Annotated in this window: 23 protein-coding genes; 12 read left to right on the forward strand and 11 right to left on the reverse strand. The window is 60.7% G+C overall.

Annotated elements, in window-relative coordinates; translation table 11 throughout:
• Positions 1-298: 298 nt before the first annotated feature.
• The 3 genes from AGR13A_RS10955 to AGR13A_RS10965 all read left to right on the forward strand — a co-directional run bounded on the left by AGR13A_RS10955 (position 299) and on the right by AGR13A_RS10965 (position 1,908).
• Complete coding sequence (locus tag AGR13A_RS10955) at positions 299-772, forward strand: MaoC family dehydratase (RefSeq protein WP_035220203.1); 474 nt, start codon at positions 299-301, stop codon at positions 770-772.
• Entirely contained in the window at positions 769-1,236 is a 468-nt protein-coding gene (locus tag AGR13A_RS10960) for a MaoC family dehydratase (RefSeq protein ID WP_035220202.1), read from the forward strand. The genes AGR13A_RS10955 and AGR13A_RS10960 overlap by 4 nt, the downstream gene beginning before the upstream one ends.
• Before the next feature lie 63 nt (positions 1,237-1,299).
• Entirely contained in the window at positions 1,300-1,908 is a 609-nt protein-coding gene (locus tag AGR13A_RS10965) for a class I SAM-dependent methyltransferase (RefSeq protein WP_080835424.1), read from the forward strand.
• Positions 1,909-1,950: 42 nt separating this feature from the next.
• Here the strand turns inward: AGR13A_RS10965 and AGR13A_RS10970 are convergent, their stop codons facing one another.
• The 4 genes from AGR13A_RS10970 to petA all read right to left on the reverse strand — a co-directional run bounded on the left by AGR13A_RS10970 (position 1,951) and on the right by petA (position 5,495).
• Entirely contained in the window at positions 1,951-2,493 is a 543-nt protein-coding gene (locus tag AGR13A_RS10970) for an adenine phosphoribosyltransferase (RefSeq protein ID WP_003494623.1), read from the reverse strand.
• Positions 2,494-2,711: 218 nt separating this feature from the next.
• A complete protein-coding gene (locus AGR13A_RS10975; protein ID WP_035220199.1) occupies positions 2,712-3,596 on the reverse strand; it encodes a cytochrome c1 in 885 nt (294 codons plus the stop codon).
• Positions 3,597-3,618: 22 nt separating this feature from the next.
• A complete protein-coding gene (locus AGR13A_RS10980) occupies positions 3,619-4,902 on the reverse strand; it encodes a cytochrome b (protein WP_035220197.1) in 1,284 nt (427 codons plus the stop codon).
• A gap of 14 nt (positions 4,903-4,916) precedes the next feature.
• Complete coding sequence (gene petA / locus AGR13A_RS10985; protein ID WP_080835425.1) at positions 4,917-5,495, reverse strand: ubiquinol-cytochrome c reductase iron-sulfur subunit; 579 nt, start codon at positions 5,493-5,495, stop codon at positions 4,917-4,919.
• 310 nt (positions 5,496-5,805) lie between these two features.
• Here petA and AGR13A_RS10990 point away from each other — a divergent pair, with 310 nt between their 5' ends.
• Positions 5,806-6,738 carry an endonuclease/exonuclease/phosphatase family protein gene (locus AGR13A_RS10990; RefSeq protein ID WP_080835427.1) on the forward strand — a complete coding sequence of 311 codons (933 nt, stop codon included), beginning with the start codon at positions 5,806-5,808 and terminating at the stop codon, positions 6,736-6,738.
• Positions 6,739-6,747: 9 nt separating this feature from the next.
• On the opposite strand, the gene AGR13A_RS10995 is transcribed toward AGR13A_RS10990, so the two are convergent.
• From AGR13A_RS10995 to AGR13A_RS11005, 3 genes are all read right to left on the reverse strand, one after another.
• On the reverse strand, positions 6,748-8,616 hold the full coding sequence (locus AGR13A_RS10995; protein WP_080835428.1) for an ABC transporter ATP-binding protein: 1,869 nt from the start codon (positions 8,614-8,616) through the stop codon (positions 6,748-6,750).
• A gap of 332 nt (positions 8,617-8,948) precedes the next feature.
• Positions 8,949-10,799 (reverse strand): ABC transporter ATP-binding protein, encoded by a 1,851-nt coding sequence (locus tag AGR13A_RS11000; RefSeq protein WP_080835430.1) that lies wholly within the window; start codon positions 10,797-10,799, stop codon positions 8,949-8,951.
• 382 nt (positions 10,800-11,181) lie between these two features.
• Positions 11,182-12,057, reverse strand: coding sequence for a phosphodiesterase (locus tag AGR13A_RS11005; RefSeq protein WP_080835433.1), 876 nt, complete (start codon positions 12,055-12,057; stop codon positions 11,182-11,184).
• 225 nt (positions 12,058-12,282) lie between these two features.
• On the opposite strand from AGR13A_RS11005, the gene AGR13A_RS11010 reads away from it, so the two are divergent.
• A complete protein-coding gene (locus tag AGR13A_RS11010) occupies positions 12,283-12,780 on the forward strand; it encodes a tRNA (cytidine(34)-2'-O)-methyltransferase (RefSeq protein ID WP_080835436.1) in 498 nt (165 codons plus the stop codon).
• 172 nt (positions 12,781-12,952) lie between these two features.
• Positions 12,953-14,605, forward strand: a complete 1,653-nt coding sequence (locus AGR13A_RS11015; protein ID WP_035220186.1) for a Na/Pi cotransporter family protein — start codon at positions 12,953-12,955, stop codon at positions 14,603-14,605.
• 61 nt (positions 14,606-14,666) lie between these two features.
• Here the strand turns inward: AGR13A_RS11015 and AGR13A_RS11020 are convergent, their stop codons facing one another.
• Positions 14,667-14,942 (reverse strand): hypothetical protein, encoded by a 276-nt coding sequence (locus tag AGR13A_RS11020; RefSeq protein WP_003523094.1) that lies wholly within the window; start codon positions 14,940-14,942, stop codon positions 14,667-14,669.
• Positions 14,943-15,071: 129 nt separating this feature from the next.
• Here AGR13A_RS11020 and hemF point away from each other — a divergent pair, with 129 nt between their 5' ends.
• From hemF to AGR13A_RS11035, 3 genes are all read left to right on the forward strand, one after another.
• A complete protein-coding gene (gene hemF, locus AGR13A_RS11025) occupies positions 15,072-15,983 on the forward strand; it encodes an oxygen-dependent coproporphyrinogen oxidase (RefSeq protein ID WP_080835439.1) in 912 nt (303 codons plus the stop codon).
• Positions 15,984-16,106: 123 nt separating this feature from the next.
• Complete coding sequence (locus AGR13A_RS11030) at positions 16,107-16,373, forward strand: hypothetical protein (RefSeq protein ID WP_003523092.1); 267 nt, start codon at positions 16,107-16,109, stop codon at positions 16,371-16,373.
• Positions 16,374-16,601: 228 nt separating this feature from the next.
• Positions 16,602-16,787: a DUF1059 domain-containing protein gene (locus AGR13A_RS11035; RefSeq protein ID WP_080835442.1), complete on the forward strand. Its 186-nt coding sequence runs from the start codon at positions 16,602-16,604 to the stop codon at positions 16,785-16,787.
• Positions 16,788-16,811: 24 nt separating this feature from the next.
• Here AGR13A_RS11035 and AGR13A_RS11040 read toward each other — a convergent pair whose 3' ends face one another.
• The 3 genes from AGR13A_RS11040 to AGR13A_RS11050 are packed head-to-tail and all read right to left on the reverse strand — an operon-like array spanning position 16,812 to position 19,323.
• Positions 16,812-18,068, reverse strand: a complete 1,257-nt coding sequence (locus AGR13A_RS11040) for a CCA tRNA nucleotidyltransferase (RefSeq protein ID WP_080835446.1) — start codon at positions 18,066-18,068, stop codon at positions 16,812-16,814.
• Positions 18,065-18,697, reverse strand: a complete 633-nt coding sequence (locus AGR13A_RS11045; RefSeq protein ID WP_003523089.1) for an NUDIX hydrolase — start codon at positions 18,695-18,697, stop codon at positions 18,065-18,067. Before AGR13A_RS11045 ends, AGR13A_RS11040 begins: the two co-directional genes overlap by 4 nt.
• Positions 18,694-19,323 carry a DUF1285 domain-containing protein gene (locus tag AGR13A_RS11050; RefSeq protein ID WP_035220174.1) on the reverse strand — a complete coding sequence of 210 codons (630 nt, stop codon included), beginning with the start codon at positions 19,321-19,323 and terminating at the stop codon, positions 18,694-18,696. The genes AGR13A_RS11045 and AGR13A_RS11050 overlap by 4 nt, the downstream gene beginning before the upstream one ends.
• Positions 19,324-19,498: 175 nt before the next feature.
• On the opposite strand from AGR13A_RS11050, the gene AGR13A_RS11055 reads away from it, so the two are divergent.
• The 3 genes from AGR13A_RS11055 to AGR13A_RS11065 are packed head-to-tail and all read left to right on the forward strand — an operon-like array spanning position 19,499 to position 24,267.
• Positions 19,499-20,509 carry an AAA family ATPase gene (locus tag AGR13A_RS11055; protein ID WP_003523087.1) on the forward strand — a complete coding sequence of 337 codons (1,011 nt, stop codon included), beginning with the start codon at positions 19,499-19,501 and terminating at the stop codon, positions 20,507-20,509.
• Positions 20,510-20,545: 36 nt separating this feature from the next.
• Positions 20,546-21,460 (forward strand): DUF58 domain-containing protein, encoded by a 915-nt coding sequence (locus tag AGR13A_RS11060; protein WP_020808613.1) that lies wholly within the window; start codon positions 20,546-20,548, stop codon positions 21,458-21,460.
• Positions 21,457-24,267 carry a DUF4159 domain-containing protein gene (locus tag AGR13A_RS11065; RefSeq protein ID WP_080835448.1) on the forward strand — a complete coding sequence of 937 codons (2,811 nt, stop codon included), beginning with the start codon at positions 21,457-21,459 and terminating at the stop codon, positions 24,265-24,267. The genes AGR13A_RS11060 and AGR13A_RS11065 overlap by 4 nt, the downstream gene beginning before the upstream one ends.
• Position 24,268: the final 1 nt, after the last annotated feature.

Below are 24,268 nucleotides of genomic sequence, written 5' to 3' on the forward strand. Positions count from 1 at the left end.
GCGTCGCGCGCGCGCGCGCGCGTCGCGCGCGCGCGCGCGCGCGCGCGCGCGCGCGCGCGCGAGAGAGAGAGCGAGAGAGAGAGAGAAAAAAAAAAAAAACACCCTCCCCCGAATATCTCGACGCTCGCCCCCTCATCCCGCTGCCGCGACCTTCTCCCCGGCGGGGAGAAGGCGAAAGACGCGCCCACTCGCGCCACAACATATCCCTGCTCCGCGTCGCATCCTAGATTTGACCTTTACGTAAAGGGAAAAATCATTTTAGATGCCGGCGATATTGACTGTGCGAAGGGAGGAAACCATGGCGCCGGTCGCGACATATGCCTACGAAGATTTTTCCGCCGGGCGGGAATTTCCACTTGGACCGCAATCGATTTCCGCGGAACAAATCATCGCTTTTGCCAGTGAGTTTGACCCCCAGCCCATGCATCTTTCAGAAGAGGCGGGCCGGCAGAGCATTCTCGGCGGACTGGCGGCTTCCGGCTGGCACACCTGCAGCCTGCTGATGCGGATGATGGCGGACAGCTACATCTCCGATTCCACCTCGCAGGGCAGCCCCGGCATTGATTATGTCGACTGGAAGAAACCGGTTCTAGCGGGAGATACGCTCTCTGGAAAATCCATAGTGCTGGAACAGCGCACCTCTGGCTCCCGCCCCGGTATCGGCCTCGTGAGATTCCGTCACGAACTCTATAATCAGCGCGGCGTTCTGGTATCGCATGGAGAAAACACCGTGATGTTCCGCATGCGCGCGGATGGAGGCGTTACAGCATGAGACTGGCAGAACTCTCTCCCATCGGCGAACGCGTCACCCTCGACACGCTGCATTTTTCCGCTGAAGACATCGTCCGTTTCGCCCGCGATTTCGACCCACAGCCCTTTCATCTCGATGCCGAAGCAGCAAAGGAAAGCGTTTTCGGCGCGCTATGCGCCTCCGGCTGGCACACCGGCGCGGGCTGGATGAAATGTTTTCTTTCCCATTGGGCGAAAGAGGTCAAAAGACTGAAACAACAGGGTCTTGAACCGCCGAAACTTGGCCCCTCCCCCGGCTTTCGTGAACTCAAATGGAAGAAACCGGTATTTGCCGGCGACGATGTAACCTATTTCGTCACCCTGCTTGAGACCCGCCCGCTGGAAACCCGCGCCGGCATCTGGCTCAACACCACTTTCAATGAGGGTGTGAACCAGTCAGGTGAAACTGTGCTGACTTTCCGCAGCGGGGTTCTGGAATTCGAATAGGTGCTGGCCGACATCACTCCGCCGCGATACCTTCGAAACAGGAATCGCGGTGGGCAGGTCAATATGGATGATATTCTCGAAGGGTATGCTGCGGCAGCGACACCGGAGCTGATTTCCAGATTCGACAATCTGGACTGCGGGGAGATTTACGCACCCGTCATCGATCTCCTGCCAGCGACACCGTGCCGGATCGCGGATATCGGCAGCGGCACCGGGCGCGACGCCGCCTGGTTTGCCGCGCAGGGCCATGATGTTCTGGCCGTGGAGCCGGTTGAAGAGCTTCGTGAACCCGGCATTCAATTACACCCATCGGACAGAATAACGTGGCTGGATGACGCTGTGCCCGAATTGGCGAAGGCTCGCCGCTACGGCGTCTTCGATCTGGTTGCCCTGTGCGGCGTCTGGCACCACATCGATCACGGGGCGAGGCAGACGGCAATGCAAAGCCTCTCGGAAATGACGACGATGGGCGGATTGCTGATCATGTCGCTGCGTCACGGCCCCGCACCCGCAGGCCGCCGCGCCTTCACCATTTCACCGGCCGAAACCATAGACCACGCCACCCGCCTCGGCTTCACCCTGATCCGACAGGTGGATGTTGGCTCTATTCAGGCGGGAAACCGCGCCCTCGGCGTTCGCTGGACATGGATCGCTCTGGGAAAGACCAGTTAAAAGAGCGGGCTGCCGCAGCAGCCCCGACCCGTTCTTTCGGCCTCAATGGCCTGAAAATTCCACCAGCGTCCGCACCTCGACGCCGAGGTCTTCCAGCTTCTTGCGCCCACCGAGATCGGGCAGATCGATGACGAAGCAGGCGGAAACGATTTCCGCCCCCATCTGCCGCAACAGCTTCACCGCGCCTTCGGCGGTGCCGCCGGTCGCAATCAGGTCATCGACAAGAATGACCTTCTCGCCGGGCTGCACGGCATCCACATGCATTTCCATTTCATCGACGCCGTATTCGAGGCTGTAGGCGACGCGCACGGTGGTGTGTGGCAGCTTGCCTTTCTTGCGGATCGGCACGAAACCGGCCGAAAGCTGATGCGCCACCGCTCCGCCCAGAATGAAGCCGCGTGCTTCCATGCCGGCGATTTTGTCGATCTTCGTGCCCGCATAGGGCTGCACAAGCTCGTCCACGGCACGGCGGAAAGCGCGCGGATTGCCGAGCAGCGTCGTGATGTCCCGGAAGATGATGCCCGGCTTCGGATAGTCGGGAATGGAGCGGATGGCAGCGGAAAGCTCCGAAGCGATAACGGTCATGGTATTTCCAGTTACAATGGGAAATGGATCAGAAGGTTCGGGGCACCCTATCAACTTGGCGGCTGCGGACCAACAAAAAAGGACCGGCGAAACCGTCAGCGAGCGAAGCCACTGGCAGATATCGAGATGCGGATCACCGTCATGACATCCCTCAACACATGAAAAGGCCCCCAGGGTAAGACCATGGGGGCCAGTGATTGCAGCCATTTAAAACCGGCTCAATGTTCCTTGCGGGCGTAGACCGATTTCTTGGTGAGATAGATCAGCGCCGTGAAGATGAACAGGAACACCATGACCATGAAGCCGGTGCGCTTGCGCTGTTCCAGATGCGGCTCTGCGGCCCACATCAGGAATGCCGACACGTCCTTGGAATATTGATCCACGGTCTGCGGCGCACCGTCATCATAGGTGACCTGATCGGCACTGATCGGCGGCGCCATCTTCAGCGCCACGGCGCTGACGAAATACGGGTTGAAATGCGTGCCTTCCGACACTTCAACGCCGGCAGGTGCATCCTGATATCCGGTCAGCAGCGCATGGATGTAATCCGGGCCGCCTTCCTGATAACCGCCGATAATGGGGATCATGTCGATGATGAATTGCGGGAACCCGCGTTCAACACCGCGTGCCTTGGCAAGCAGCGACATGTCGGGCGGGGCGGCTCCGCCATTGGCGGCGGCTGCCGCCTCATGGTTCGGGAACGGCGAGGGGAAATGATCGGAAGGCACGGCCTTGCGATTATACATTTCGCCTTCGGCATTCGGCCCGTCCTGCACTTCATATTCAGCGGCGAAAGCCTTTACCTGCTCTTCCGAATAGCCGAGATCCCCGAGCGTGCGGAAAGAAACAAGACTCATCGAATGGCAGGCGGAGCAGACTTCCTTGTAGACCTTGAGGCCTCGCTGCAGCTGGCCCTTGTCGTATTTGCCGAAAGGTCCGGCAAAGGACCAGCTCTGCTCCTCGGGCTTGATGACCGGGAAGTGACCGCCGGCGATCGCGTGTTCCGTCTTGGTGGCGAGATCATGGCTCTCCTCCGCCGCAAAAGCGGCGGCGGAACAGCCAATGGCGGCGATAAGCGCGATGCTCGTGAGAAGCGTCTTCATTGTCGTCATCCTTCCTTCGCGCTCAGATCTGGGCAGCCGCTGGCGCGGCACCCTTCTTGGCGGCGTTCTTTTCAAGAACGGCCTCGGTAATCGAATTCGGAATACGCCGCGGCGTTTCGACCAGACCGAGGATCGGCATGATGACGAGGAAGAAGCCGAAATAGTAGAGCGTGCCGATCTGCGACATGACGACATAGAGGCCTTCCGCAGGGCGCGAACCCAGCCAGCCGAGCAGGATGGCGTTGACCACGAACAGCCAGAAGAACATCTTGTACCAGGGACGATAGACGGCGGAGCGAACCTTCGACGTATCGAGCCAGGGCAGGAAGAACAGCACGATGATCGCGCCGAACATCACGAGAACGCCACCGAGCTTGGAATCGATCGGCCCGATATTGAAGGTGATGGCGCGCAGCATCGCGTAGAACGGCAGGTAATACCATTCCGGCACGATATGCGCCGGCGTCTTCAGCGGGTCCGCCATGATGTAGTTATCAGGGTGGCCGAGGAAGTTCGGCATGTAGAAGATGAACCACGCATAGGCGATCAGGAACACCGAAACGCCGAGCGCATCCTTCAGCGTCGCATAGGGCGTGAAGGGAACCGTGTCGGTCTTGCTCTTCACTTCCACACCGGTCGGGTTGGTCTGGCCGGTCACATGCAGCGCCCAGATATGCAGGATGACGACACCCGCGATCATGAAGGGCAGCAGGTAATGCAGCGCAAAGAAGCGGTTGAGCGTCGGATTGTCCACCGCAAAGCCACCGAGCAGGAACTGCTGGATCCATTCACCCACGAGCGGGAAAGCCGTGAAGAAGCCGGTGATGACGGTGGCGCCCCAGAAGGACATCTGACCCCAGGGCAGAACGTAGCCCATGAAACCCGTCGCCATCATCAAAAGATAGATCACGCAGCCGAGAATCCAGAGGATTTCGCGCGGCGCCTTGTAGGAGCCATAATAGAGGCCACGGGCGATGTGCAGGTAAACCGCGATGAAGAAGAAGGACGCACCGTTGGCATGCATGTAGCGCAGCAGCCAGCCATGGTTGACGTCACGCATGATCTTTTCGACGGAATTGAAGGCAACCGTCGTTTCCGCGGCATAATGCATGGCAAGCACGACGCCGGTGAGGATCTGCACGATCAGCATCACCGAAAGCATCGCACCGAAGGTATAGGCGTAGTTCAGGTTACGCGGGACAGGATAGGCAACGAAGCTGTCATAGATCAAGCGCGGCAAGGGAAGCCGCGAATCGATCCACCTCTCGATGCCGGTGGACGGCTGATAACTGGAATGGCCACTCATGAATATCTGTCCCCTTATCCGATCTTGATCACGGTATCGGATGTGAATGCAAATGTCGGGATGGCGAGGTTCTGCGGCGCCGGACCCTTACGTATGCGGCCCGCCGTATCGTAGTGCGAGCCATGGCAGGGACAGAACCACCCGCCGAAATCGCCGGCCTGGCCGAGCGGAACACAACCGAGATGGGTGCAGGAACCGACCATGACGATCCAGTTCTCCTTGCCCTGACCGGCGGAACGGTCAATATCCGTCGCCTGCGCGTCTGCGGCGATATTGGCATTGCGTGCCACCGGATCCTTGAGATCGCCAAGAGCGACGGCCTTGGCTTCGTCGATTTCCTTTTCCGTGCGGTTACGGATGAAGATCGGCTTGCCGCGCCACTTCACGGTGAGTGACATGCCCGGCTCGACCGCCGCCACATCCACCTCGATGGAGGCGAGCGCCAGCGTCGATGCGTCTGGGCGCATCTGGTCGATAAAGGGCCATGCGACGGCGGCGGCACCGACGGCGCCCGCCATTCCGGTTACTAGATATAGAAAATCGCGACGGGTCGGTTCACCCGAGGCGTCGTGATTGGTTACGTGCTCGCTCACCGCTACACCATCCTCTGCGCTGTTTTTGCCGTAAATCGCATGAGTCCTCCCGCTATGATTTGATCCAAGACAAACTCCGTCCCATCGTCTCGGTCATTCTCGCGGCGTTTGAGAAACCGCGTCATTCTGTTTGATCGCAAAATATTGACTGACTTGGCAAGAGCAAAGCACACAAAGCTGCCGTAATTCTGCCTGAGGGGCCCGATTTGTTTCTCATTTTTTCACAAGGCTTGGCAGGCGGGCAACATTGTGCGCACCCCGGCGCCGTGTTAGGAGACGCGAAGGGAGAGCTTGGAAAGCAGGGATTCGGATGACGGCGAAGCTCGCTTGCATGGTCTCCACCGTGGTGGCTGCCGTTCTTTTTATCGCCAGCCTGCGTTATGTGACCGATTTCTGGCTTTTAGCCTTCGTCACAAGCTTTCAGCTTCACATCGCCATTGCCTGTATCCTGCTGTCATGCCTGATATTCTGGCTCACGCGCGACGCGATTTCCGCTGTTCTGGTCGTCTGGTCGCTTGCGCTCGCCATCCATGCCATCGCCATGCTCATGGAATTTTCCACCTCCGCCACCGCTGCACCCGGGGCCAAGCCTTTCCGGCTATTGTCCTTCAACGTGCTGATGGACAATGCCGCCAATGCGGATGCGATTGCCGATACCATTCTCGAATCGGGCGCCGACGCGGTCTATCTGTTCGAGGCAACGGCGCTGCAATCGGTTCTGCCGCGCCTGCAGCAAACCTACCCATACAGGCTCGGCTGCTTTTCCGGCACGCCGACCTGCGACCTGTTGATCCTGTCAAAGCGGCCTTTGCTGGAAGGCCGTTTCCACAGCCTCAGCGATCTGCGCCGCGACCGTTTCGCCATTGCCAGCATCGACTTTGACGGCACGGAACTGACGCTTGCCGCCGGCCACATCACCAAACCCTATTTCGACGATTATCACCGCGACGAGCTGGACGAAGTCAGCGAGATTCTCTTTCGCGTCACCGGGCCGCTCATTCTGGCCGGAGACTTCAATTCAGCGAGCATCGCTCCCGACATGCGTGATTTTCTTGCCGCCAACGATCTGAAGAAAGCGGTCTGGGAACCTGCCACATGGCCAACCAGGGCGGGCCTCTTCGGCATCGCCATCGACCACATCTTCGCCCGCGAACCGGCGACGCTGATGAAAACCACCCGCCTGCCCGACCGCCTCGGCTCCAATCACTATGGGCTGGTGGCCGATTTCATGATCGGAAAATAATCGCCGGTCCTATTGGGCGGCCTCATCGGCGGCAAGAAAACCGCCCGACTGCCGTGCCCAAAGCTCCGAGTATAGACCGCCCTTCGAGACCAGATCGGAATGGTTGCCCTGTTCCACGATCCGACCCTGATCCATCACGATCAACCGGTCGAGAGCGGCGATCGTCGACAGACGGTGGGCGATGGCCAGCACCGTCTTGCCATGCATCAATTCGTCGAGATTGCTCTGGATCGCCGCTTCCGCCTCCGAATCGAGTGCCGAGGTTGCCTCGTCGAGCACGAGAATCGGCGCGTCCTTCAGCATCACGCGGGCAATGGCGATGCGCTGCCGCTGGCCGCCGGACAATTTCACCCCGCGCTCGCCGACATGCGCGTCGAAGCCCAGACGGCCGCGCTGGTCCACCAGCCTGGCGATGAAATCATCCGCCTTTGCCCGGCGCGTCGCCTCCAGCAATTGCGCTTCGGTGGCGTCGGTGCGGCCGAACATGATGTTGTCGCGGATGGAACGGTGCAGCAGCGACGTATCCTGCGTGACCATGCCAATATGGGCGCGTAGCGATTCCTGCGTCACCCTGGCGATATCCTGCCCGTCAATCAGGATGCGGCCTTTCTCGACATCGTAAAACCGCAGGATCAGGTTGACGAGCGTGGATTTGCCAGCACCGGAGCGACCGACGATGCCGACCTTTTCCCCCGCTTTGATATCGAGATTGAGATGATCGATGACGCCATTCGCCCGCCCGTAATGGAAGCTGACATTCTCAAAGCGAATGCTCGGCTTCTTCACTTCCAGCACCGTTGCATCGGGCGCGTCGACGAGACCGATCGGCTGCGAAATCAGTTCCGCGGCATTCTGTACCGTGCCGAAATTGCGCATGATGCCGTTGAACTGCGTCATCAACCGCCCGAGCAGGAAATTGAGGCGCAGCACCAGAGCCAGCGTAAAGGCGACCGCACCGGAACTGATCCTGCCGGACAGCCATAGGTCGATGCAGAGGGCGGCCATTGACGTGATCATCACGCCCGACAGCAGCGCCATGGAGGCGCGCACGCCGGTGATGAACCGCGTAAACGTCATGGTGGCGTTCTGGAAAATATCGAAGCCCTGCCGCATGTAGCGGTCATTGGCGTCGTCGCGCCCGAACAGCCTGAGTGTCTGGATATTGCTGTAGGCGTCCACCATGCGGCCGGAGAGCATGGAGGCGGCTTCGGCCGTCTCTTTCGAATGGTAGCGAATGCGCGGCACGAAATAACGCGCCAGCGCCGAAAAGATTAGCACCCAGACAAGCACGACGACCGCAAGCCGCCAGTCCAGCCCGCCGATCAGAAACAGCATCGAGACGGAATAAATCCCGACGAACCAGACGCTTTCCATCAGCGAGGTGACGAGATCGCCCGCCGCCTGCCCGCCCGACCAGACCTTGGTGACGATGCGGCCGGAAAAATCGTTCTGGAAGAAGGTCAGCGATTGCCGCGCCACATGCATGTAGGATTGCCAGCGCACCAGATTGTAAAAACCGGGTGTAATGATCTGCTGGTCCACCAGCGCGGTGATCATCGTGACGATGAAGCGCACAACGCCGATCAACACCAGCATGCCGACAAGTTCGCCGCCATGGGCGGCAAGCAGGCCTGCCCAGCCTTCATCGGGCTTCACGGTCGAGAGAATATCCACCAGCCGCCCGACGAACCAGAACAGCGCCGCCTCAATGGCCGCCGTCAGCCCGCCCAGCACCAGCATCGCGAAAAACGGCGCCTTGGCTTGAGAAATATAGAACCAGATGAAGGCGAATGTGTTTTCGGGCGGCCGCAGGTCGTCCTTTCGGGCGAAGGGCTTGATCCAGTTCTCGAAGAACTCGAAGATGCGCGTAATGACCATGATCCGGATATAGGCGGATTCCCGTTGGGGGAACAGCCGCCGAGCCTTGGGGAAGAGATTATATTTCGGTAACGTTGGGGGAATGAGAAAGGGCGGGAAATGTTCCCCGTCCTTAAATCAACCTATCGATATTTTACGCATCGGCAGCATCCTCACACCGTCACCCCGGACTGGATCCGGGGTCCAGCGTGATCAAGTCTTTGATCGCAAAAGATTCTTCTCACGGCGCAGACGCGCCATGGCTGGATGCCGGCTCAAGGCCGGCATGACGGGAGAGAGGCTTTAAGCCCTCAACGAAAAGGGCGGGGAATACCCCCGCCCTCACATTATCCTTACTCCGCAGCCACATCGGCCTCGTGATCAGCAATGAAGCCACCGGACTGGCGCCGCCACAGATCGGCATAAATGCCGCCCATTGCCACCAGTTCCGCATGGCTGCCGGCCTCGACGATCTGGCCCTTGTCGAGGATGATGAGCCGGTCCATCTCGGTCAGCGTCGAAAGGCGGTGGGCGATCGCGATCACGGTCTTGCCTTCCATCAGCGAGAACAGGTTTTCCTGGATCGCCGCCTCGACTTCACTGTCGAGCGCCGAGGTCGCTTCGTCCAGCACCAGAATCGGCGCATTCTTGAGGAACACACGGGCAATCGCGATGCGCTGACGCTGGCCGCCGGAAAGCTTCACGCCGCGTTCGCCGACCTGCGCATCGAGGCCCTGGCGACCATGCATGTCGACAAGCGTTTCGATGAAGTCCCAGGCATTCGCCCGCTTCGCCGCCGCAATCACCTGCTCGTCCGTGGCCTCGGGATGGCCATAGGCGATGTTGTCGCGGATCGAACGGTGCAGCAGCGAGGTATCCTGCGTCACGACGCCGATCAACTCGCGCAGGCTATCCTGCGACACCTTGGAGATGTCCTGCCCGTCGATGGTGATCCTGCCCGCTTCCAGATCGTAGAAACGCAGCAGCAGGTTCATCAGCGTCGTCTTGCCCGCGCCCGAACGCCCGACCAGACCGGCCTTCTCGCCCGGCTTGATATCAAGCGTCAGCCCGTCAATCACGCCCTTGTTCTTGCCATAGTGGAAACGGACGTTGTCATAACGGATGGCGCCCTGCGGTGCCGCAAGCTGCGGTGCCTTGGCGACATCGACGATATCGTGCGGCTTCGTCATCATCGACATGCCGTCATAAACCGTGCCGATATTTTCGAACAGCGAGGTGACTTCCCACATGATCCACTGCGACATGCCGTTGACGCGCATGGCAAGGCTGATGGCGATGGCGACAGAACCGGCGGTCACCGAACCCTGCATCCAGAAATAAAGACCGAGCGTCGCCGTGGAAAACAGCACCACGGCATTGTTAAGGTCGATCAGGATGTTGAAGCCGGAAATCTTGCGCATCTGGCGGTGAACGGTTCCGAGAAACACATTCATACCCTCACGCGCATATCTTTCCTCGCGGCCCGCATGGGAAAACAGCTTGATCGTCGAGATATTGGTGTAGCTGTCGACGATGCGGCCCGTCATCATAGAACGCGCATCCGCCTGCTCCTGCGCCAGCCGGCCGAGCTTCGGAACGAAATAGGCAAGGATGCCCATATAGATACCGAGCCAGACCAGCAGCGGAATAACCAGCCGCCAGTCCGCAGCCGCGACCATGAACAGCATCGAGACGACGAAGCTGATCGCATAGACGAAGACGTCGATGACCTTCAGCGCCACTTCGCGGATCGCCAGCGCCGTCTGCATAACCTTCGTGGAAACGCGGCCGGCAAACTCGTTGGCGAAAAAGTTCATGGAATGGCGCAGCAGGAAACGGTGCATCTTCCAGCGCGCGATCATGCCGAAATTACCGGCAAGCGTCTGGTGCATCGTCATGGTGTGGATCGCGCCCATCAGCGGCAGCACGAAGAGCACCAGTCCGGCCATGACAATCAGATGCCAGCCCTCATCGGCAAAAAACGTCTCGCGATTGGCCGTGGACAGCCAGTCGACGATATTGCCGAGGAATTTATAGAGCATGGCTTCCGCAACGGCGATGCCCATGGACATCAGGCCAAGCAGCAGCAGCCAGGGCCATGCCGGTTTCACATAGTGCCACAGGAACGGCAAAAGCGTCTTCGGCGGCACGGACGGCGTCGAAGAGGGAAAAGGATCGAGGCGTTTTTCAAACCAGCCAAACATAGGCCAAGCTCCGGCAATCAATCGCTCCATCGTGACATGGTGAGCGGACACAAATATGGCTCACGACGGAACGGAAAAGTCTTTGGATATGGCCGTGACAGCCACATGACGAATCGAGAAATGGGAAACGCGGGCGAACCGCGGAGTAACACCTAGGCCAGCAGCGGCACTACTGGGGCCGGGAGGCGAAAGCGAACGTAAATATCCATGATAACCTCCCTGAGCTGGTGTTGAAGATGTGGCCTTGTAGCGCAAAAATTAATCGTTGACCAGTCGGAAAGACCAGGATGCGCTAGAAAACTCCCGATTGTGGCGAACATCGCCAAATGGGTGGATTTACCCGCAGGGGTTTCCACCCATCACCGGCCTTGAATGTATCGCCTTACTCGGCAGCATCCTGTGACTGCTCACCTTCATATTCCGCAACCAGCTCGGCCATATCCGCCTGCGTATGACGTTTGAGTTCCCGGCGGTCGCTGGGCTGAGGCGCGAAAGTGACGGTCAGGCCCGTATCCCGCACCGTGCCGATGGCGAAGGATGCACCCGACAACATGCGCACGCCCGCATGCAGCCACAGGGGATCGGTGGCGAAATGTTGGCCGATGCCGACGACGACGGGAATACCCTGCCAGTGCGAGATACGGTCGTAGTGGATATGGCCCGCAAGAATACCGATGACATCATGCTCGAACAGCACCTCGTCGAGGGCCTCGGTATCGTCAAAGGACAGGGATTCCCACTCCGCATCGAGCCGGTCGAAATCGAGCGCCGGTGCATGGTGCATCACCAGAAGCTTCGGCAGGTCAGGATGGTTTTCGAGCTCCTCTTCCAGCCATTCGATCTGGCCCGGCTCGAAAGCGCCGCCGACCTTGCCCGGAACGCTGGTATCCATCACGATGACATGGAGACCGGCAATCACTGCGGCATGGTCGTAGGGCGCGTCCAGCTCCTCGTTACGGCCGAGCATGACAGGATAAAAACCATCACGGCGGTCATGATTGCCAAGCGCGAAGAGCAAAGGCACATCGAGTTCCGCAGCGTCCAGCAGACGCTTCAATTCCTCGTAGCTGCCGGCATCGCCCCTGTTGGTCAGATCGCCGCTGACAACGATGAATTCGGGCGCCGGCTCCAGCGCCTTGATCTGCGCCAGCGTGTCGGCGAGCCTCGTCGACGTATCGGAATAAAGATCATCATCCTGCACCTGCGGATTGCCCACATGCAGATCGGTCAAATGGACGAAATTCACCCGTTCGGACATGATATCTTCCTGTTTTTGCGGTACGGAATATCCGGCCTGAAAGCGCGCCGTCACAACTCATGCCGGCGTTCGGACAGCCTCACGACCCATTGGTTAATGGGTAGCCTGCCTGTGTGTCATGCGAATGAATACGGCGCTCTTCGAGACCGACTTTTCATGCTGCATCTGTCACAGGCCATCCGCCCGTGCTAATCGCTCCAGCATTCCAACTGCGACGGGAAGACCATGTCCGACATCAAGCCTGAAATCGGGCCCAATATCAGGCCAAGCATCAGGATCGCCCTTTACCAGCCCGATATTCCCGGCAATACCGGCACTATCCTGCGGCTGGCCGCCTGTCTTGGCCTTGGCGTCGACATCATCGAGCCGGCCGGCTTCGATATTTCCGACCGCAACCTGAAACGGGCGGGCATGGATTATATCGCGGCGGCGGCGCTGACACGCCATGTCAGCTGGGACCGTTTTGAGGAATGGCGCGCAACCACGGGCCGCCGCCTTGTTCTCGCCTCGACCAAGGCCGCCCTGCCCTATACGCAAATTGCCTATCGCGAGGACGATATCCTGCTTTTCGGCCGTGAAAGTGCGGGTGTACCCGACCATGTGCATGAGAAGGCGCAGGAGCGAATCATCATACCGATGGTTGCGGGACAGCGTTCAATCAACGTGGCCATGTCGGCGGCGATGATCACCGGCGAGGCTTTGCGTCAGACCGCATGGGCCTGAGCGCCCTTTTTAACGCCATTTTTTCGGGCAAATACAAAAATTGACCGTTTTTGCTTCAAAACTGTCGCAACCCGGCCTGTACCGAAGGCGTTCAGGCTCCTATACTCATTAGCCGGACAACAAAAATCACCCTCGCCGGAACCGTCCGCCGGCGGGTGTGAGGAGACGTAGCATGCAATCCACCATTGTCATCGTCAACCTTCTCGGCGCAGTCGCGCTGCTGCTCTTCGGCCTTGCCCAGGTGAAGGACGGGGTCACCCGTGCCTTCGGCATGAAACTTCGAAGCGTGCTGGCGACCGGCACCCAGAACGGCCCGCGTTCGTTCTTTTCCGGCTTCTTCGCCACCGTCGCATTGCAAAGCTCGACGGCGACGGCACTGACCGTCACCTCCTTCGCCGAGCGTGACCTCATCAAACCGCGTATGGCGCAGGTGGTGCTGCTTGGCGCCAATGTCGGCACCGCCGTCACCGCCTGGATCGTGGCCGCCGGCGTGGAATGGCTGTCGCCTCTTCTGATCCTTGCGGGCATTATTTTTAAAAAGGGCAGTTCCAATGCCAGACAGGGCGGCGGAACCGCCTTGATCGGCATCGGCCTGATGCTTCTTTCCCTGCATCTGCTGAGCGGTGCGACCGAGCCGATGCGCGCCTCGCCCGCTCTCGGCGTCTTCATCGGCCTGCTGGATGGCGCATGGCCCGTGGCGCTGATCTTCTCCGCCGTACTGGCCTTCGTCTCCTCCTCCAGCCTCGCCGTTGTCGTGCTGATCCTGTCGCTGGCGGCCACCGGCACGCTGTCGGCCGGCCTCATCATCGTTCTCATCCTGGGCGCCAATCTCGGCGGTGCCATTCCGCCCGTCATCGCCACCCTGTCGGGCCCCGCCTCGGCGCGGCGCATCACCATCGGCAACCTCCTCGTGCGCACCATCGGCTGCCTCATCGCCCTGCCGCTCGCCTCCTATGGCGCGACGCTTCTGCAGCAATTGCCGATTTCGCCGGCCAAACTGCCGGTCGACGCCCACCTGATCTTCAATGTCATCCTCGCGGCGCTGGCCTGGCCCTTCTCCGGCCTGATATCCGATCTGATGACAAAGCTTGTGCCGGGCGATCCGAAAGCCGAAGACGGCCCGAATTTCCTCGACCAGCAGGCGCTGGACATGCCGGTCGTGGCGCTCGCCAACGCCACCCGCGAGGTCTTGAGCGTCGGCGACAGCATCGAGCGCATGCTGATCCGCGCCGAAAACGCCTTCAAGCACAATGATCTGGCACCGCTTCAGGAAGTTTCCCTGCTTGAAAACAAGGTCGATCGCCGTCAGCAGGAGGTGAAGGTCTATCTGTCGCAGCTGGGGCGCAAGGGGCTAACCGACGAGGAAGCGCGCCGTTCAATCGCCATCATCGATTATGCCATCAACCTCGAACATATCGGCGACATCATCGAAAAAGGCATTTGCGAGCAGATTCGCAAGAAGGTGCTGAACAGCTTCAAATTTTCCGACGACGGTTATGAGGAGCTGAAGACCCTGTTCGACATGACCATCGAGAACCTGCGTGCCGCCCAGAGCATTCTGGTGACCGGCGATTTCGATCTTGCCCGCCGGCTGATGGAAAGCAAGGTGGATATACGCCGGCTCGAAAAACAATCCTCCAACCGCCATCTCGAGCGCCTGCGCGACGGGCTTGCGGAAAGCATGCAGACCAGTTCGCTGCATCTCGACATGCTGCGGGATCTGAAGCGCATCAACGCCCACATCGTCACGGTGGCGCATCCCATTCTGGATGAAAGCGGCGTGCTGATCGAAAGCCGCCTGCGTTATGCTGAGCCCCGCGCCTGAAAGCATTTTCAAGGAAAAGCGGTTCCCGGTTCCGTCCGGAAGGGCGAAAACGCTCTAAACTTCAATCGGCCGAAGGAAGCCGCCGCATGGTGAATTCGATGCGGTCGCCTTCCAGTTGCCGCCAGCTTTCCACTTCCGTCCAGTAGGCCGCTTTCGGAAAGCTGTCGAACCATTCGCGCGCCTTGGCGCGGGCTTCCTCGCGCCCGAGACAGAAGGTCTGCCGCACGAACATGCCATTGCGCGTCTTGTCGTCGCCTGAGCCTTCACGCGCCTTGCGGTGATTGGCGATCCTGCGCTTCAGCCCGTCCAGGGGCGGCGGTCCGGTAAATTTCGTCATGATATTCACCTCTGGCACCTACATCGATAAAGATAGTGCCCGCATGTGAACTTGGCGAGTCGAATTTGTGCGCGGGGCCTGCACCTGCTAGACGCGACAGGGAATCGACTTCACCTAAGGAGAATACGCATGGAACGGCCAATCTTGCCGAAGGGCTTGCCCGACGACATCGAGGACAAGAAGGCCCTTGCCCAAGCCTGGTTCCAGCATCTGCGCGATACCATCGTCGCCTCCTTCGAGACCCTCGAAAACGACCTGACCGGCCCTCTTTCCGACCAGGAGCCCGGCCATTTCGTCCAGAAAGACTGGCTGCGCGACAATGGCGAGGGCGGCGGCGGCAAGATGTCGATGATGGAAGGCCGCGTCTTCGAGAAGGTTGGCGTCCACACCTCCACCGTCTATGGCGAATTCTCGCCGGAATTCCGCAAGCAGATACCGGGAGCGGAAGAAGACCCGCGTTTCTGGGCCTCCGGCCTCTCGCTGATCGCCCATCCCGTCAATCCCAATGTGCCGGCGGTGCACATGAACACCCGCATGGTCGTCACCACCAGCCACTGGTTCGGCGGCGGCGCGGATTTGACGCCGGTGCTGGGGCGCAGACGTGACGAACAGGACCCGGACACCCAGCTTTTCCACCGCGCCTTCCAGATCACCTGCAACCGCCATCCGGTCGCCGATTATCCGCGCTACAAGACATGGTGCGACGACTATTTCTTCCTGAAACACCGCAACGAGCCGCGCGGCACCGGCGGCATCTTCTTTGACTGGCTGCATCCCGAAGAAGAGAAAGGCGGCTGGGACGCCAATTTCGCCTTCGTGCAGGATGTCGGCCGCGCCTTTAATCTGGTCTATCCGAAAATCGTCCGCGCCAATTTTAACCAGAACTGGACGGAAGAGGACCGTGACGAGCAGCTCATCCGCCGCGGCCGCTATGTGGAATTCAACCTGCTTTATGATCGCGGCACGATCTTCGGCCTCAAGACCGGCGGCAATGTCGAATCGATTCTTTCCTCACTGCCGCCGGTGGTGCGCTGGCCTTAAAAAACCTCACGTAAATTTGACGCTCATCAGCCATTTGGTCGCAAATAGCGCAAATTAGGACTTATGGAAAAATCAAGGCAATGATAGTCTCCTCCTCGCAGACGTACTGGAGGAGCTATCGTCATGATTACTTCGAACAGCATGCCTATCTCTGCTTCCCCCGAGGAAGCCCAGCATTCCATTGATACCCCTGATTTGATCGATCGCCTGGCAGCGGAAATGCGTGCCACGGGTGATCGCGAACTGCCGCATTCCTTTTATGTCGAACAGGTAAAACGCACGCTGGCCGGAAAAACGGTGAAGCGGGCGGACAATGACGAAATGCCTCGTACAAAAATTCCGGCAGCCGGCACATCCTCTGTTTTCCAGTGCTGGGCGATGCCCGAATAGGGGCCTGAATAAGGTCGAAGGACGCCGCTCTGGAACATAAGCGGTGAACATTCGTTTCTTGTCGGAGGGACAGCAGGCAATTGAATTGCTGTCCCTCACTCTCGCACATTCTCCCTGTCGAAAATCGATTCCGGTTTTCGACAGGGAGAATGTGCAGACTCAAAATGTTAGAGTGTCCTTTATGCGTCCGAACGGACGCATGGCGCTCTAAAACAGGGAGGCAAGACCATGAGACTGTTTGAATGTGGAACGCTCCTGCCCGGCTGTGCCTGGCACACGCGCGCAGATGACGACGCCGAAGTTGTGCGTCGCACCGTGGAACATATGCGATCGGCGCACGGCGAAACCGTCATACGCGAGAACATGATCGAAAACATCAAATCCCGCATTCGCGACGAGGCAAATGCGGCCTGAGCCGCAACGCCGCCGTCGCTGACCTCAATTTTCCAGCATATCCTTCAGCCGGGCGGTCAACGCTGCCCGGTCGAGTGAGAAATTGACGTCGATCCACTTTTCCTCGAGGCTTTTCAGCACTTCGCCCACCTTCGGGCCGGCCTCAACACCTGCGGCCATCACATCCGCACCGCTCAGCGGAAAGCCGGGTTTGTGGAATTTTTCCGCCCTCGTCAGCAAAGTCGAAAGCCGCGCAACTTTCTGCATTGCTGTGTCGCCAGCGGAAAGATCGGCACGGGCCGAGGCAAGCGCCAGTTTCAGCCGCGTCTTCACGCCCTCGACGCCCTGACGATAGAGCAGCCGGTCTAGCGCCGTCTCCTTCAGCTCCGGGTCAGCTGCCGGAGCCGAAGCCCAATGGGCAAGATAAGCCGCTTCGGCTTTCGACAGCCGGAGGCGCGCGGCAAGGGCAGCCAGCCTGTCCCTGTCCGGCGGTACGATGGCGGCAAGCCGCAGCATCGGGTCTACCGCCCAGCCCAGAGCCTGCTCCGTCGCCACCAGCCCGTGAATGGCGTCGATGCCCCATTTTTCCGTTTCGGGAAGAATTTCCGCCAGAACGCCCGATTGCCGCATCCACAAAAGGGCCCGGGAAGGATCGCGGGCGGAAAGCAGCTTTTTCAGTTCGCTCCACACCCGCTCGGCCGAAAGGGTGCCCAGCTTGTCCTTGGCCCGCGCGCTTGCCCGCAAGCCGTCCGCATCCGGGCGGCCGGAACCGTAATGGGCGAAAAAGCGGAAAAACCGGAGAATCCGCAGGTAATCTTCCGAAATCCGCATCGCCGCATCGCCGATGAAGCGCACCGTGCCGGTCTCTATATCGGCAAGACCATCGATAAGGTCGATGATCTCGCCCTTTTCATCGGCATAAAGAGCATTGATGGTGAGGTCGCGCCGCTCGGCGTCGGTCTGCCAGTCGGTTCCGAAAGCCACCTGTGCGTGGCGGCCATTGGTTTCGACATCGCGGCGCAACGTCGTCACCTCGAAACCTTCGCCATCGATCACCAGCGTTACCGTGCCGTGTTCGATGCCGGTCGGCACCGCCTTGATGCCCGCAGCCTTGGCCCGCGCAACAACCACGTCAGGGGTGAGCGTCGTCGCCATGTCGACATCGACGACCGGCAGGTCCATCAGCGCATTGCGCACCGCGCCGCCAACGATCCGCACCTCGCCGCCATCGGCATTCAGAAGCGTAAAGATGCGCTTGAGCGCCGGTTTTTGAAACCAGTCCCGCCCGGCAAGGCTGCTCATGAATAAAACCTCTCGTAAATCGTCCTGACGATGCCCGCCGTAATGCCCCAAATGTAACGTTCGCCATAGGGCATTTCGTAGAAAAACCGCTCCTTCCCCTGAAAGATGCGGCTGCCGCGCCCGTGATTGGCCGGGTCCATCAGAAAGGACAGCGGCACCTCGAAAACCTCATCCACTTCCGTCGGATTGAGCGTCAGGTCAAAGCCGGGCCGAACGATGGACAGCACCGGCTTGATGCGGAAACCCGTCCCGGAAATATAATCCGGCAGGCGCCCGACCGTTTCCACGAAAGATCGCGAAAGGCCGATTTCCTCTTCCGTCTCGCGCAGCGCCGCCTCTTCAGGCGTCCGGTCCTCGGCATCGATGCCGCCGCCCGGAAATGAAATCTGGCCGGAATGTTTGCGCAGGGTGGCCGTGCGCTGGGTGAAGATCACCCGCGCATCGTTGCCATCGTCAATGACCGGCACCAGCACGGCGGCGTCCTTCAGCCTGATGCCGTTTCCAGACAGCACCACGCCCGGATTAAGCACATGGTCGCCATGCTCCCGTTCCGCCACGCCCTCGCCTTCCTGCAGCACGCGGCAGCGGAAATCGGCGGCGGTAAAAGTCTTGAATGCCGTTGTCGTCATTGCGAAAGCCGTTCCAGTTCCTTGGCGGGCATCACCGCAAAAGTCACCCCGCCCGAGCGCACCGCAAACATGTCGACGCCCTCCACTTCGATCACCTCGCCAAGTGCGACGAGATCATACATCACCGCCCGCGACACGAGCGCTTCCAGCCTGCCGCGCACCAGAAGATAGGGCTTCAATTCCCGGTTCTCACCGAAAACCTCAAACCGCAACGGATGCTCCGGCCCCGCCTCCACCACATCGCCGACATTGGTGCGAAAGGTCAGCAGCGGCTCGCCATCATCCTCACCCGCCGTCAGCTTCATTTCCACGGCGACGAAAGGCGCGTCCGCGACGCGGATGCCGACTTTTTCCACAGGAGTTACGAGATAGGTTTTACCGTCCTCATCCTTGCGCAGAACCGTGGAAAACAGCCGCACCAGCGGCGCCCTGCCGATGGGGGTGCCGAGGTAGAACCAGGTGCCATCGGCGCGGATTTCCATGTCGAGATCGCCGCAAAAGGGCGGATTCCAGCGTTCAACCGGGGCCGGCCCGCGTTTGGCGTCGCCGCTCTGTTCGGCGGCGCGGGAAATCATCGCCGCAAGCCCCGCCGCATCATCAGCCGAATTTATCGTCTCCGCTGCCATATTCGAGTCTCGCTTTGCCGATAAGGAAATACTAAGTCACGACATAGTCATTCGAATGGCGCTTGTCAGCGGCCAAGAGAGCAATAAGCTATATGCAGCGCAAAATCCGTCCCGGCCAGCGGCCAGCGAAACCGGGATGTGACTGTGACAGCGGCGAAGGTATGAGGAGAGCGACATGGGCGTGATGAATACCGGCGAAACCCTCGATGAAAAGGCCATCGTCGCCGCGGCTGAAAAGGCGCTTTCCGATATCGCGGCCATCCGCACGGAAGTCTCCAAGGTCATTTTCGGCCAGGAAAAAGTGGTGCAGAACACGCTTCTCGCCATCCTCTCCGGCGGCCATGCGCTGCTCGTCGGCGTTCCCGGCCTCGCCAAGACCAAGCTCGTCACCACGCTCGGCACCGTGCTCGGCCTCGATGCCAATCGCATCCAGTTCACGCCGGACCTGATGCCCTCGGACATCCTCGGTTCCGAAGTGATGGATCAGGACGAGAACGGCCGCCGTTCCTTCCGCTTCATCAAGGGTCCGATTTTCGGCCAGCTGCTGATGGCCGACGAAATCAACCGCGCCAGCCCGCGCACGCAGTCCGCCCTTCTGCAGGCCATGCAGGAATATCACATCACCATGGCCGGCCAGACCTATGAGCTGCCGAAGCCGTTCCACGTTCTCGCCACCCAGAACCCGCTGGAGCAGGAAGGCACCTATCCGCTGCCCGAAGCCCAGCTCGACCGCTTCCTGCTTCAGGTCGATGTCGGTTATCCCGAGCTTGCCGCCGAACGCCAGATCCTGCTCGACACGACAGGCACCGCCTCGGGCGAAGCGCGCGGCGTGATCGATGCCGGGCGCCTGATGGAAATCCAGGCCCTCATCCGCCAGATGCCGGTCAGCGACAAGGTGGTGGATGCGATCCTCTCGCTCGTCCGCTCCGCCCGCCCCGGCCATGGCAACAAATTGACCGACAAACACGTTGTCTGGGGTCCGGGCCCGCGCGCCGGCCAGTCGCTGATGCTGACGGCCCGCGCCCGTGCGCTTTACGAAGGCCGGCTCGCCCCGTCGCTGGACGATGTCCATGCGCTGGCCGAACCGGTGCTGGAACACCGCATGGCGCTGACCTTTGCGGCCCGCGCCGAAGGCATGTCGGTGCGCGATGTGATTGCGGCCCTCGTGGAGCAGGCGAAGAATTAAAAGACGCGTGCCTAACCTTTCGCGAAAGGAGTGCCTGTGGCATCCATCGGCCAGATCGTAGACAAGACGCCGGGTAGCGAAGTTCTGGCGCGCGCGCGCCAGCGTGCCGCACTGGTGCCGGACTGCATGGTCGAGGCAAAGCGCATCGCCAACACCGTCACCGCCGGCTGGCACGGCCGCCGCAAGCGCGGCATCGGTGAAAATTTCTGGCAGTTCCGCCCCTATGCAGAAGGCGAAAGCCTGTCGCGCATCGACTGGCGGCGCTCGGCCCGCGACGACCATACCTATGTACGCGACCGGGAATGGGAAGCCGCCCACACCATCTGGCTCTGGGCGGACATGTCGCCGTCGATGATGTTCAAATCCACCCTCGGCTCGGTCTCCAAGGAAAGCCGGGCGCTGGTGCTGATGCTGGCGCTGGCGGAAATCCTTGCGCGCTCGGGCGAGCGCATCGGCTGCCCCGGCATCATGGAGCCGGTTTCGGCCAGAAACGCCGCCGAACGGCTGGCCGCCGCCATCATGCACGCGCCGCTGACCACGGGCATGCCGGAAACGGGCATGATCCGCGGCGCGAGCGACATCGTCCTCATCGGCGATTTTCTCGATGATGCCAAAGCCGTGATGGAGCGGATTTCGCCTCTGGCGCGGCGCGGCCTGCGCGGCCATGTGGTGGAAATTGCCGATCCGGCGGAAGAGACCTTCCCCTATTCCGGCCGCACCGAGTTCACCGACCCGGAAACGGGAGAAAAACTGGTGTCCGGCCGTGCCGAAACCATTCGCGAGGATTACACCCGCGCCTATCTCGCAAGGCGTGAGGCGCTGTCCTCGTCGCTGCGCCGTCTAGGCTGGAACTTCGTGTTCCACCGCACAGACCATCTCGCTTCCGAGGCGCTCGTCGCCATGCACATGTATCTTTCCGGCGCGCCGGCACAGGGCGGTGGGCACAGATGAGCGCATTGCCTTTCGTCTTCACCAGCCCCTATATCCTCTTCGGCCTCTTGGCGCTGCCCGCCATCTGGTGGCTGCTGCGGCTCACCCCGCCGCGCCCCAAGGCGGAAGTGTTTCCGCCGCTGAAAATATTGGCGACTGTGTTGAAACGCGAGGAAACGCCCTCGAAAAGCCCATGGTGGCTGACCCTGCTGCGCATGGCGCTTGCCGCCGCCGTGATTTTCGCGCTGGCCGATCCGGTGGTGAACCCGCGCAACAACAGCATTGCCGGCAGCGGCCCGCTGGTGCTGGTGGTCGACAATAGCTGGGCCGCTGCGCCCGACTGGGAAAGACGCGTGGCCACCGCTCAGGCCCTGATCGGCGATGCGGAGCGCGCCGACCGCCCCGTCTCCATCAGCTTCACCGCCGATGCGGAACATGACGCCGTACCGGGAACGACAGCCGTTGCATTGGAAAAGCTCGCCGCAGCAAAGCCGAAGCCGCTCGTTCCAGATCGTATCCGCACGGCGGAAGCCATCACCGAGGCGCTGAATGGCACGGCCCCCGGCACGATCGCCTATATTGCCGATGGCGTTCAAACCGCGCAGGATGAAAGCGCGATGAGAACGCTTGCCAGCCTCTCCCCCGCCGAATTCCGCATCGTGAAGGGCGACGGCAAGGCGATCGCCGCCATTACCGGCGCCACCAACAATGCCGATGCCATGAGCGTCACACTGTCGCGCCTCGATACCGCCGAAGCCACCCGGCTGACCGTCAATGCGCAGGACAGCCAGGGCCGCATCCTCGCCAACGGCATCGCGAACTTCGCGCCCGGCGCGGCCGAAACCACGGCAACGGTGGAAGCACCTTTCGAACTGCGCAATGATTTCGCCCGCCTCTCCCTCGAAGGCGTGTCGACGGCGGGTGCGGTGCATCTTCTGGATGACGGTTTCCGCCGCCGCCGCGTGGCCCTGCTCGCCGGCGAAACCGGCAATGATTTCCAGCCGCTGCTGCAGCCGCTTTATTACATCAGCCGCGCGCTTCAGCCTTTCGCCGATCTCATTCCGCAGCGGCAGGCCGATCTGGCGCAGGCGATCCCGGAAATCCTGCAATCCAATCCTTCGGTCATCGTCATGGCCGATATCGGCCGTCTGCCGCAGGAAACCTATGAGCCGATGCAGCGTTGGCTCGCCGGTGGCGGCACGCTGATCCGTTTTGCCGGACCGCGCCTTGCCGCAGCACCCGCAGATGACCCGCTGGTGCCTGTAACACTCAGACAGGGCGAACGCGCGCTTGGCGGCGCGCTCTCCTGGGCCGAGCCGCAGCCGCTTGCCGATTTCCCGAATTTCGGCGCTTTCGCGGGCATGCCGAAGGCCGATGGCGTTCTCGTCAAGCGTCAGGTTCTGGCCGAACCGACACCGGATCTGGCCGAACGCACCTGGGCAAGCCTTGCCGATGGTACGCCGCTCGTTACCACCCGCACTGTCGAGGCGGGCCGCATCGTGCTCTTCCATGTCAGCGCTGAGGCAAGCTGGTCCGACCTGCCGATCTCGGGCCATTTCGTCGATATGCTGCGCCGTATCGTGCAATTGTCGAAGGCGGGCGGCGCTTCCGCCAACGCCAATGCCCCGGCTGCCGCCCTTCCGCCCTTCCGGCTACTGACGGCGGAAGGCGCGCTTTCAGCAGAAATCGGCACTGCCCGGCCGCTGGAAATGCGCGCCGGCCAGCCGCCGCGCACCGGTTTCGACAATCCCCCCGGCCTCTATGGCACAGAGGATGGTTTCGTGGCTCTCAACCTCCTGCCCGCAGGTGCGACGCTGCGCCCGCTCGACGCATCCGTCGCCGGCGTCAGCACCACCAGTGAAGCCCTGATCGGCGAAACCGCGAAATCGCTGCGCCCTGCTCTGTTCATCGCCGCCTTCCTGATGTTGATTGCCGACAGCCTGATCGTGCTCTTCATGAACGGCGCCTTCGCACGCCTGCCGAAAGCCCGCAGCGCCACGGCCGCCGCCGTGCTTCTGGCGTTTGGTGCCTTTGCCGCCATGTCGCCAACCGACGCCCGCGCCGACGACCCCAAACCCGGAGACGAGCAAATCTTCGAACGGCTGGACACCACCCATCTCGCCTATGTTCGCACCGGCGAGGACGACGTCGACCGCATTTCCGAGCAGGGTTTGCAGGGTTTAAGCGAATTCCTGACCTGGCGCACGACGCTGGAGCCCGGCCAGCCGGTCGGCCTCGACATCTCCAAGGATGAGCTATCCTTCTATCCCATCATCTACTGGCCGGTTTCCGCAACGGCACCCATGCCCTCAAGCGCCGCCATCTCACGCATCGACGCCTACATGCGCGCCGGCGGCACCGTGCTGTTCGACACACGCGACCAGTTCTCGTCGCTCGATACCGGCGCAACCAGCCCTAACGGCGAACGCCTGCAGGCGATCCTCGCCAATATCGATATCCCACCGCTGGAGCCCGTGCCGGAAGATCACGTTCTGACGCGCTCCTTCTACCTGCTCACCAATTTCCCCGGCCGTTACAACGGCTCGCCGCTCTGGGTGGAATCGCGGCAGGGGGCGGCGAAGACTACCTCCGGCCTCTCCTCCTCCGGCGATGGCGTGACGCCGATCATGATAACGGGCAATGATTTCGCCGGCGCCTGGGCCGTCGATCCGCAGGGCGCGCCGGTTCTGCCAACAGTGCCGCCGGATGAGATGCAGCGCGAGCATGCCTTCCGCTCCGGCGTCAACATCATGATGTATATGCTGACCGGCAACTACAAGGCCGATCAGGTCCACGTTCCCGCACTTCTCGAACGGTTGGGGCAGTGAC

Source organism: Agrobacterium genomosp. 13 str. CFBP 6927 (assembly GCA_900012615.1).
In the GTDB taxonomy this organism is placed as follows: domain Bacteria; phylum Pseudomonadota; class Alphaproteobacteria; order Rhizobiales; family Rhizobiaceae; genus Agrobacterium.

What these genes read in the sequence shown, in the direction of transcription:
- AGR13A_RS10955 (WP_035220203.1), top strand. Translation starts at nt 299, where the DNA reads ATGGCGCCGGTCGCGACATATGCCTACGAAGATTTTTCCGCCGGGCGG.
- AGR13A_RS10960 (WP_035220202.1), top strand. Translation starts at nt 769, where the DNA reads ATGAGACTGGCAGAACTCTCTCCCATCGGCGAACGCGTCACCCTCGAC.
- AGR13A_RS10965 (WP_080835424.1), top strand. Translation starts at nt 1,300, where the DNA reads ATGGATGATATTCTCGAAGGGTATGCTGCGGCAGCGACACCGGAGCTG.
- AGR13A_RS10970 (WP_003494623.1), bottom strand. Translation starts at nt 2,493, where the DNA reads ATGACCGTTATCGCTTCGGAGCTTTCCGCTGCCATCCGCTCCATTCCC.
- AGR13A_RS10975 (WP_035220199.1), bottom strand. Translation starts at nt 3,596, where the DNA reads ATGAAGACGCTTCTCACGAGCATCGCGCTTATCGCCGCCATTGGCTGT.
- AGR13A_RS10980 (WP_035220197.1), bottom strand. Translation starts at nt 4,902, where the DNA reads ATGAGTGGCCATTCCAGTTATCAGCCGTCCACCGGCATCGAGAGGTGG.
- AGR13A_RS10990 (WP_080835427.1), top strand. Translation starts at nt 5,806, where the DNA reads ATGACGGCGAAGCTCGCTTGCATGGTCTCCACCGTGGTGGCTGCCGTT.
- AGR13A_RS10995 (WP_080835428.1), bottom strand. Translation starts at nt 8,616, where the DNA reads ATGGTCATTACGCGCATCTTCGAGTTCTTCGAGAACTGGATCAAGCCC.
- AGR13A_RS11000 (WP_080835430.1), bottom strand. Translation starts at nt 10,799, where the DNA reads ATGTTTGGCTGGTTTGAAAAACGCCTCGATCCTTTTCCCTCTTCGACG.
- AGR13A_RS11005 (WP_080835433.1), bottom strand. Translation starts at nt 12,057, where the DNA reads ATGTCCGAACGGGTGAATTTCGTCCATTTGACCGATCTGCATGTGGGC.
- AGR13A_RS11010 (WP_080835436.1), top strand. Translation starts at nt 12,283, where the DNA reads ATGTCCGACATCAAGCCTGAAATCGGGCCCAATATCAGGCCAAGCATC.
- AGR13A_RS11015 (WP_035220186.1), top strand. Translation starts at nt 12,953, where the DNA reads ATGCAATCCACCATTGTCATCGTCAACCTTCTCGGCGCAGTCGCGCTG.
- AGR13A_RS11020 (WP_003523094.1), bottom strand. Translation starts at nt 14,942, where the DNA reads ATGACGAAATTTACCGGACCGCCGCCCCTGGACGGGCTGAAGCGCAGG.
- hemF (WP_080835439.1), top strand. Translation starts at nt 15,072, where the DNA reads ATGGAACGGCCAATCTTGCCGAAGGGCTTGCCCGACGACATCGAGGAC.
- AGR13A_RS11030 (WP_003523092.1), top strand. Translation starts at nt 16,107, where the DNA reads ATGATTACTTCGAACAGCATGCCTATCTCTGCTTCCCCCGAGGAAGCC.
- AGR13A_RS11035 (WP_080835442.1), top strand. Translation starts at nt 16,602, where the DNA reads ATGAGACTGTTTGAATGTGGAACGCTCCTGCCCGGCTGTGCCTGGCAC.
- AGR13A_RS11040 (WP_080835446.1), bottom strand. Translation starts at nt 18,068, where the DNA reads ATGAGCAGCCTTGCCGGGCGGGACTGGTTTCAAAAACCGGCGCTCAAG.
- AGR13A_RS11045 (WP_003523089.1), bottom strand. Translation starts at nt 18,697, where the DNA reads ATGACGACAACGGCATTCAAGACTTTTACCGCCGCCGATTTCCGCTGC.
- AGR13A_RS11050 (WP_035220174.1), bottom strand. Translation starts at nt 19,323, where the DNA reads ATGGCAGCGGAGACGATAAATTCGGCTGATGATGCGGCGGGGCTTGCG.
- AGR13A_RS11055 (WP_003523087.1), top strand. Translation starts at nt 19,499, where the DNA reads ATGGGCGTGATGAATACCGGCGAAACCCTCGATGAAAAGGCCATCGTC.
- AGR13A_RS11065 (WP_080835448.1), top strand. Translation starts at nt 21,457, where the DNA reads ATGAGCGCATTGCCTTTCGTCTTCACCAGCCCCTATATCCTCTTCGGC.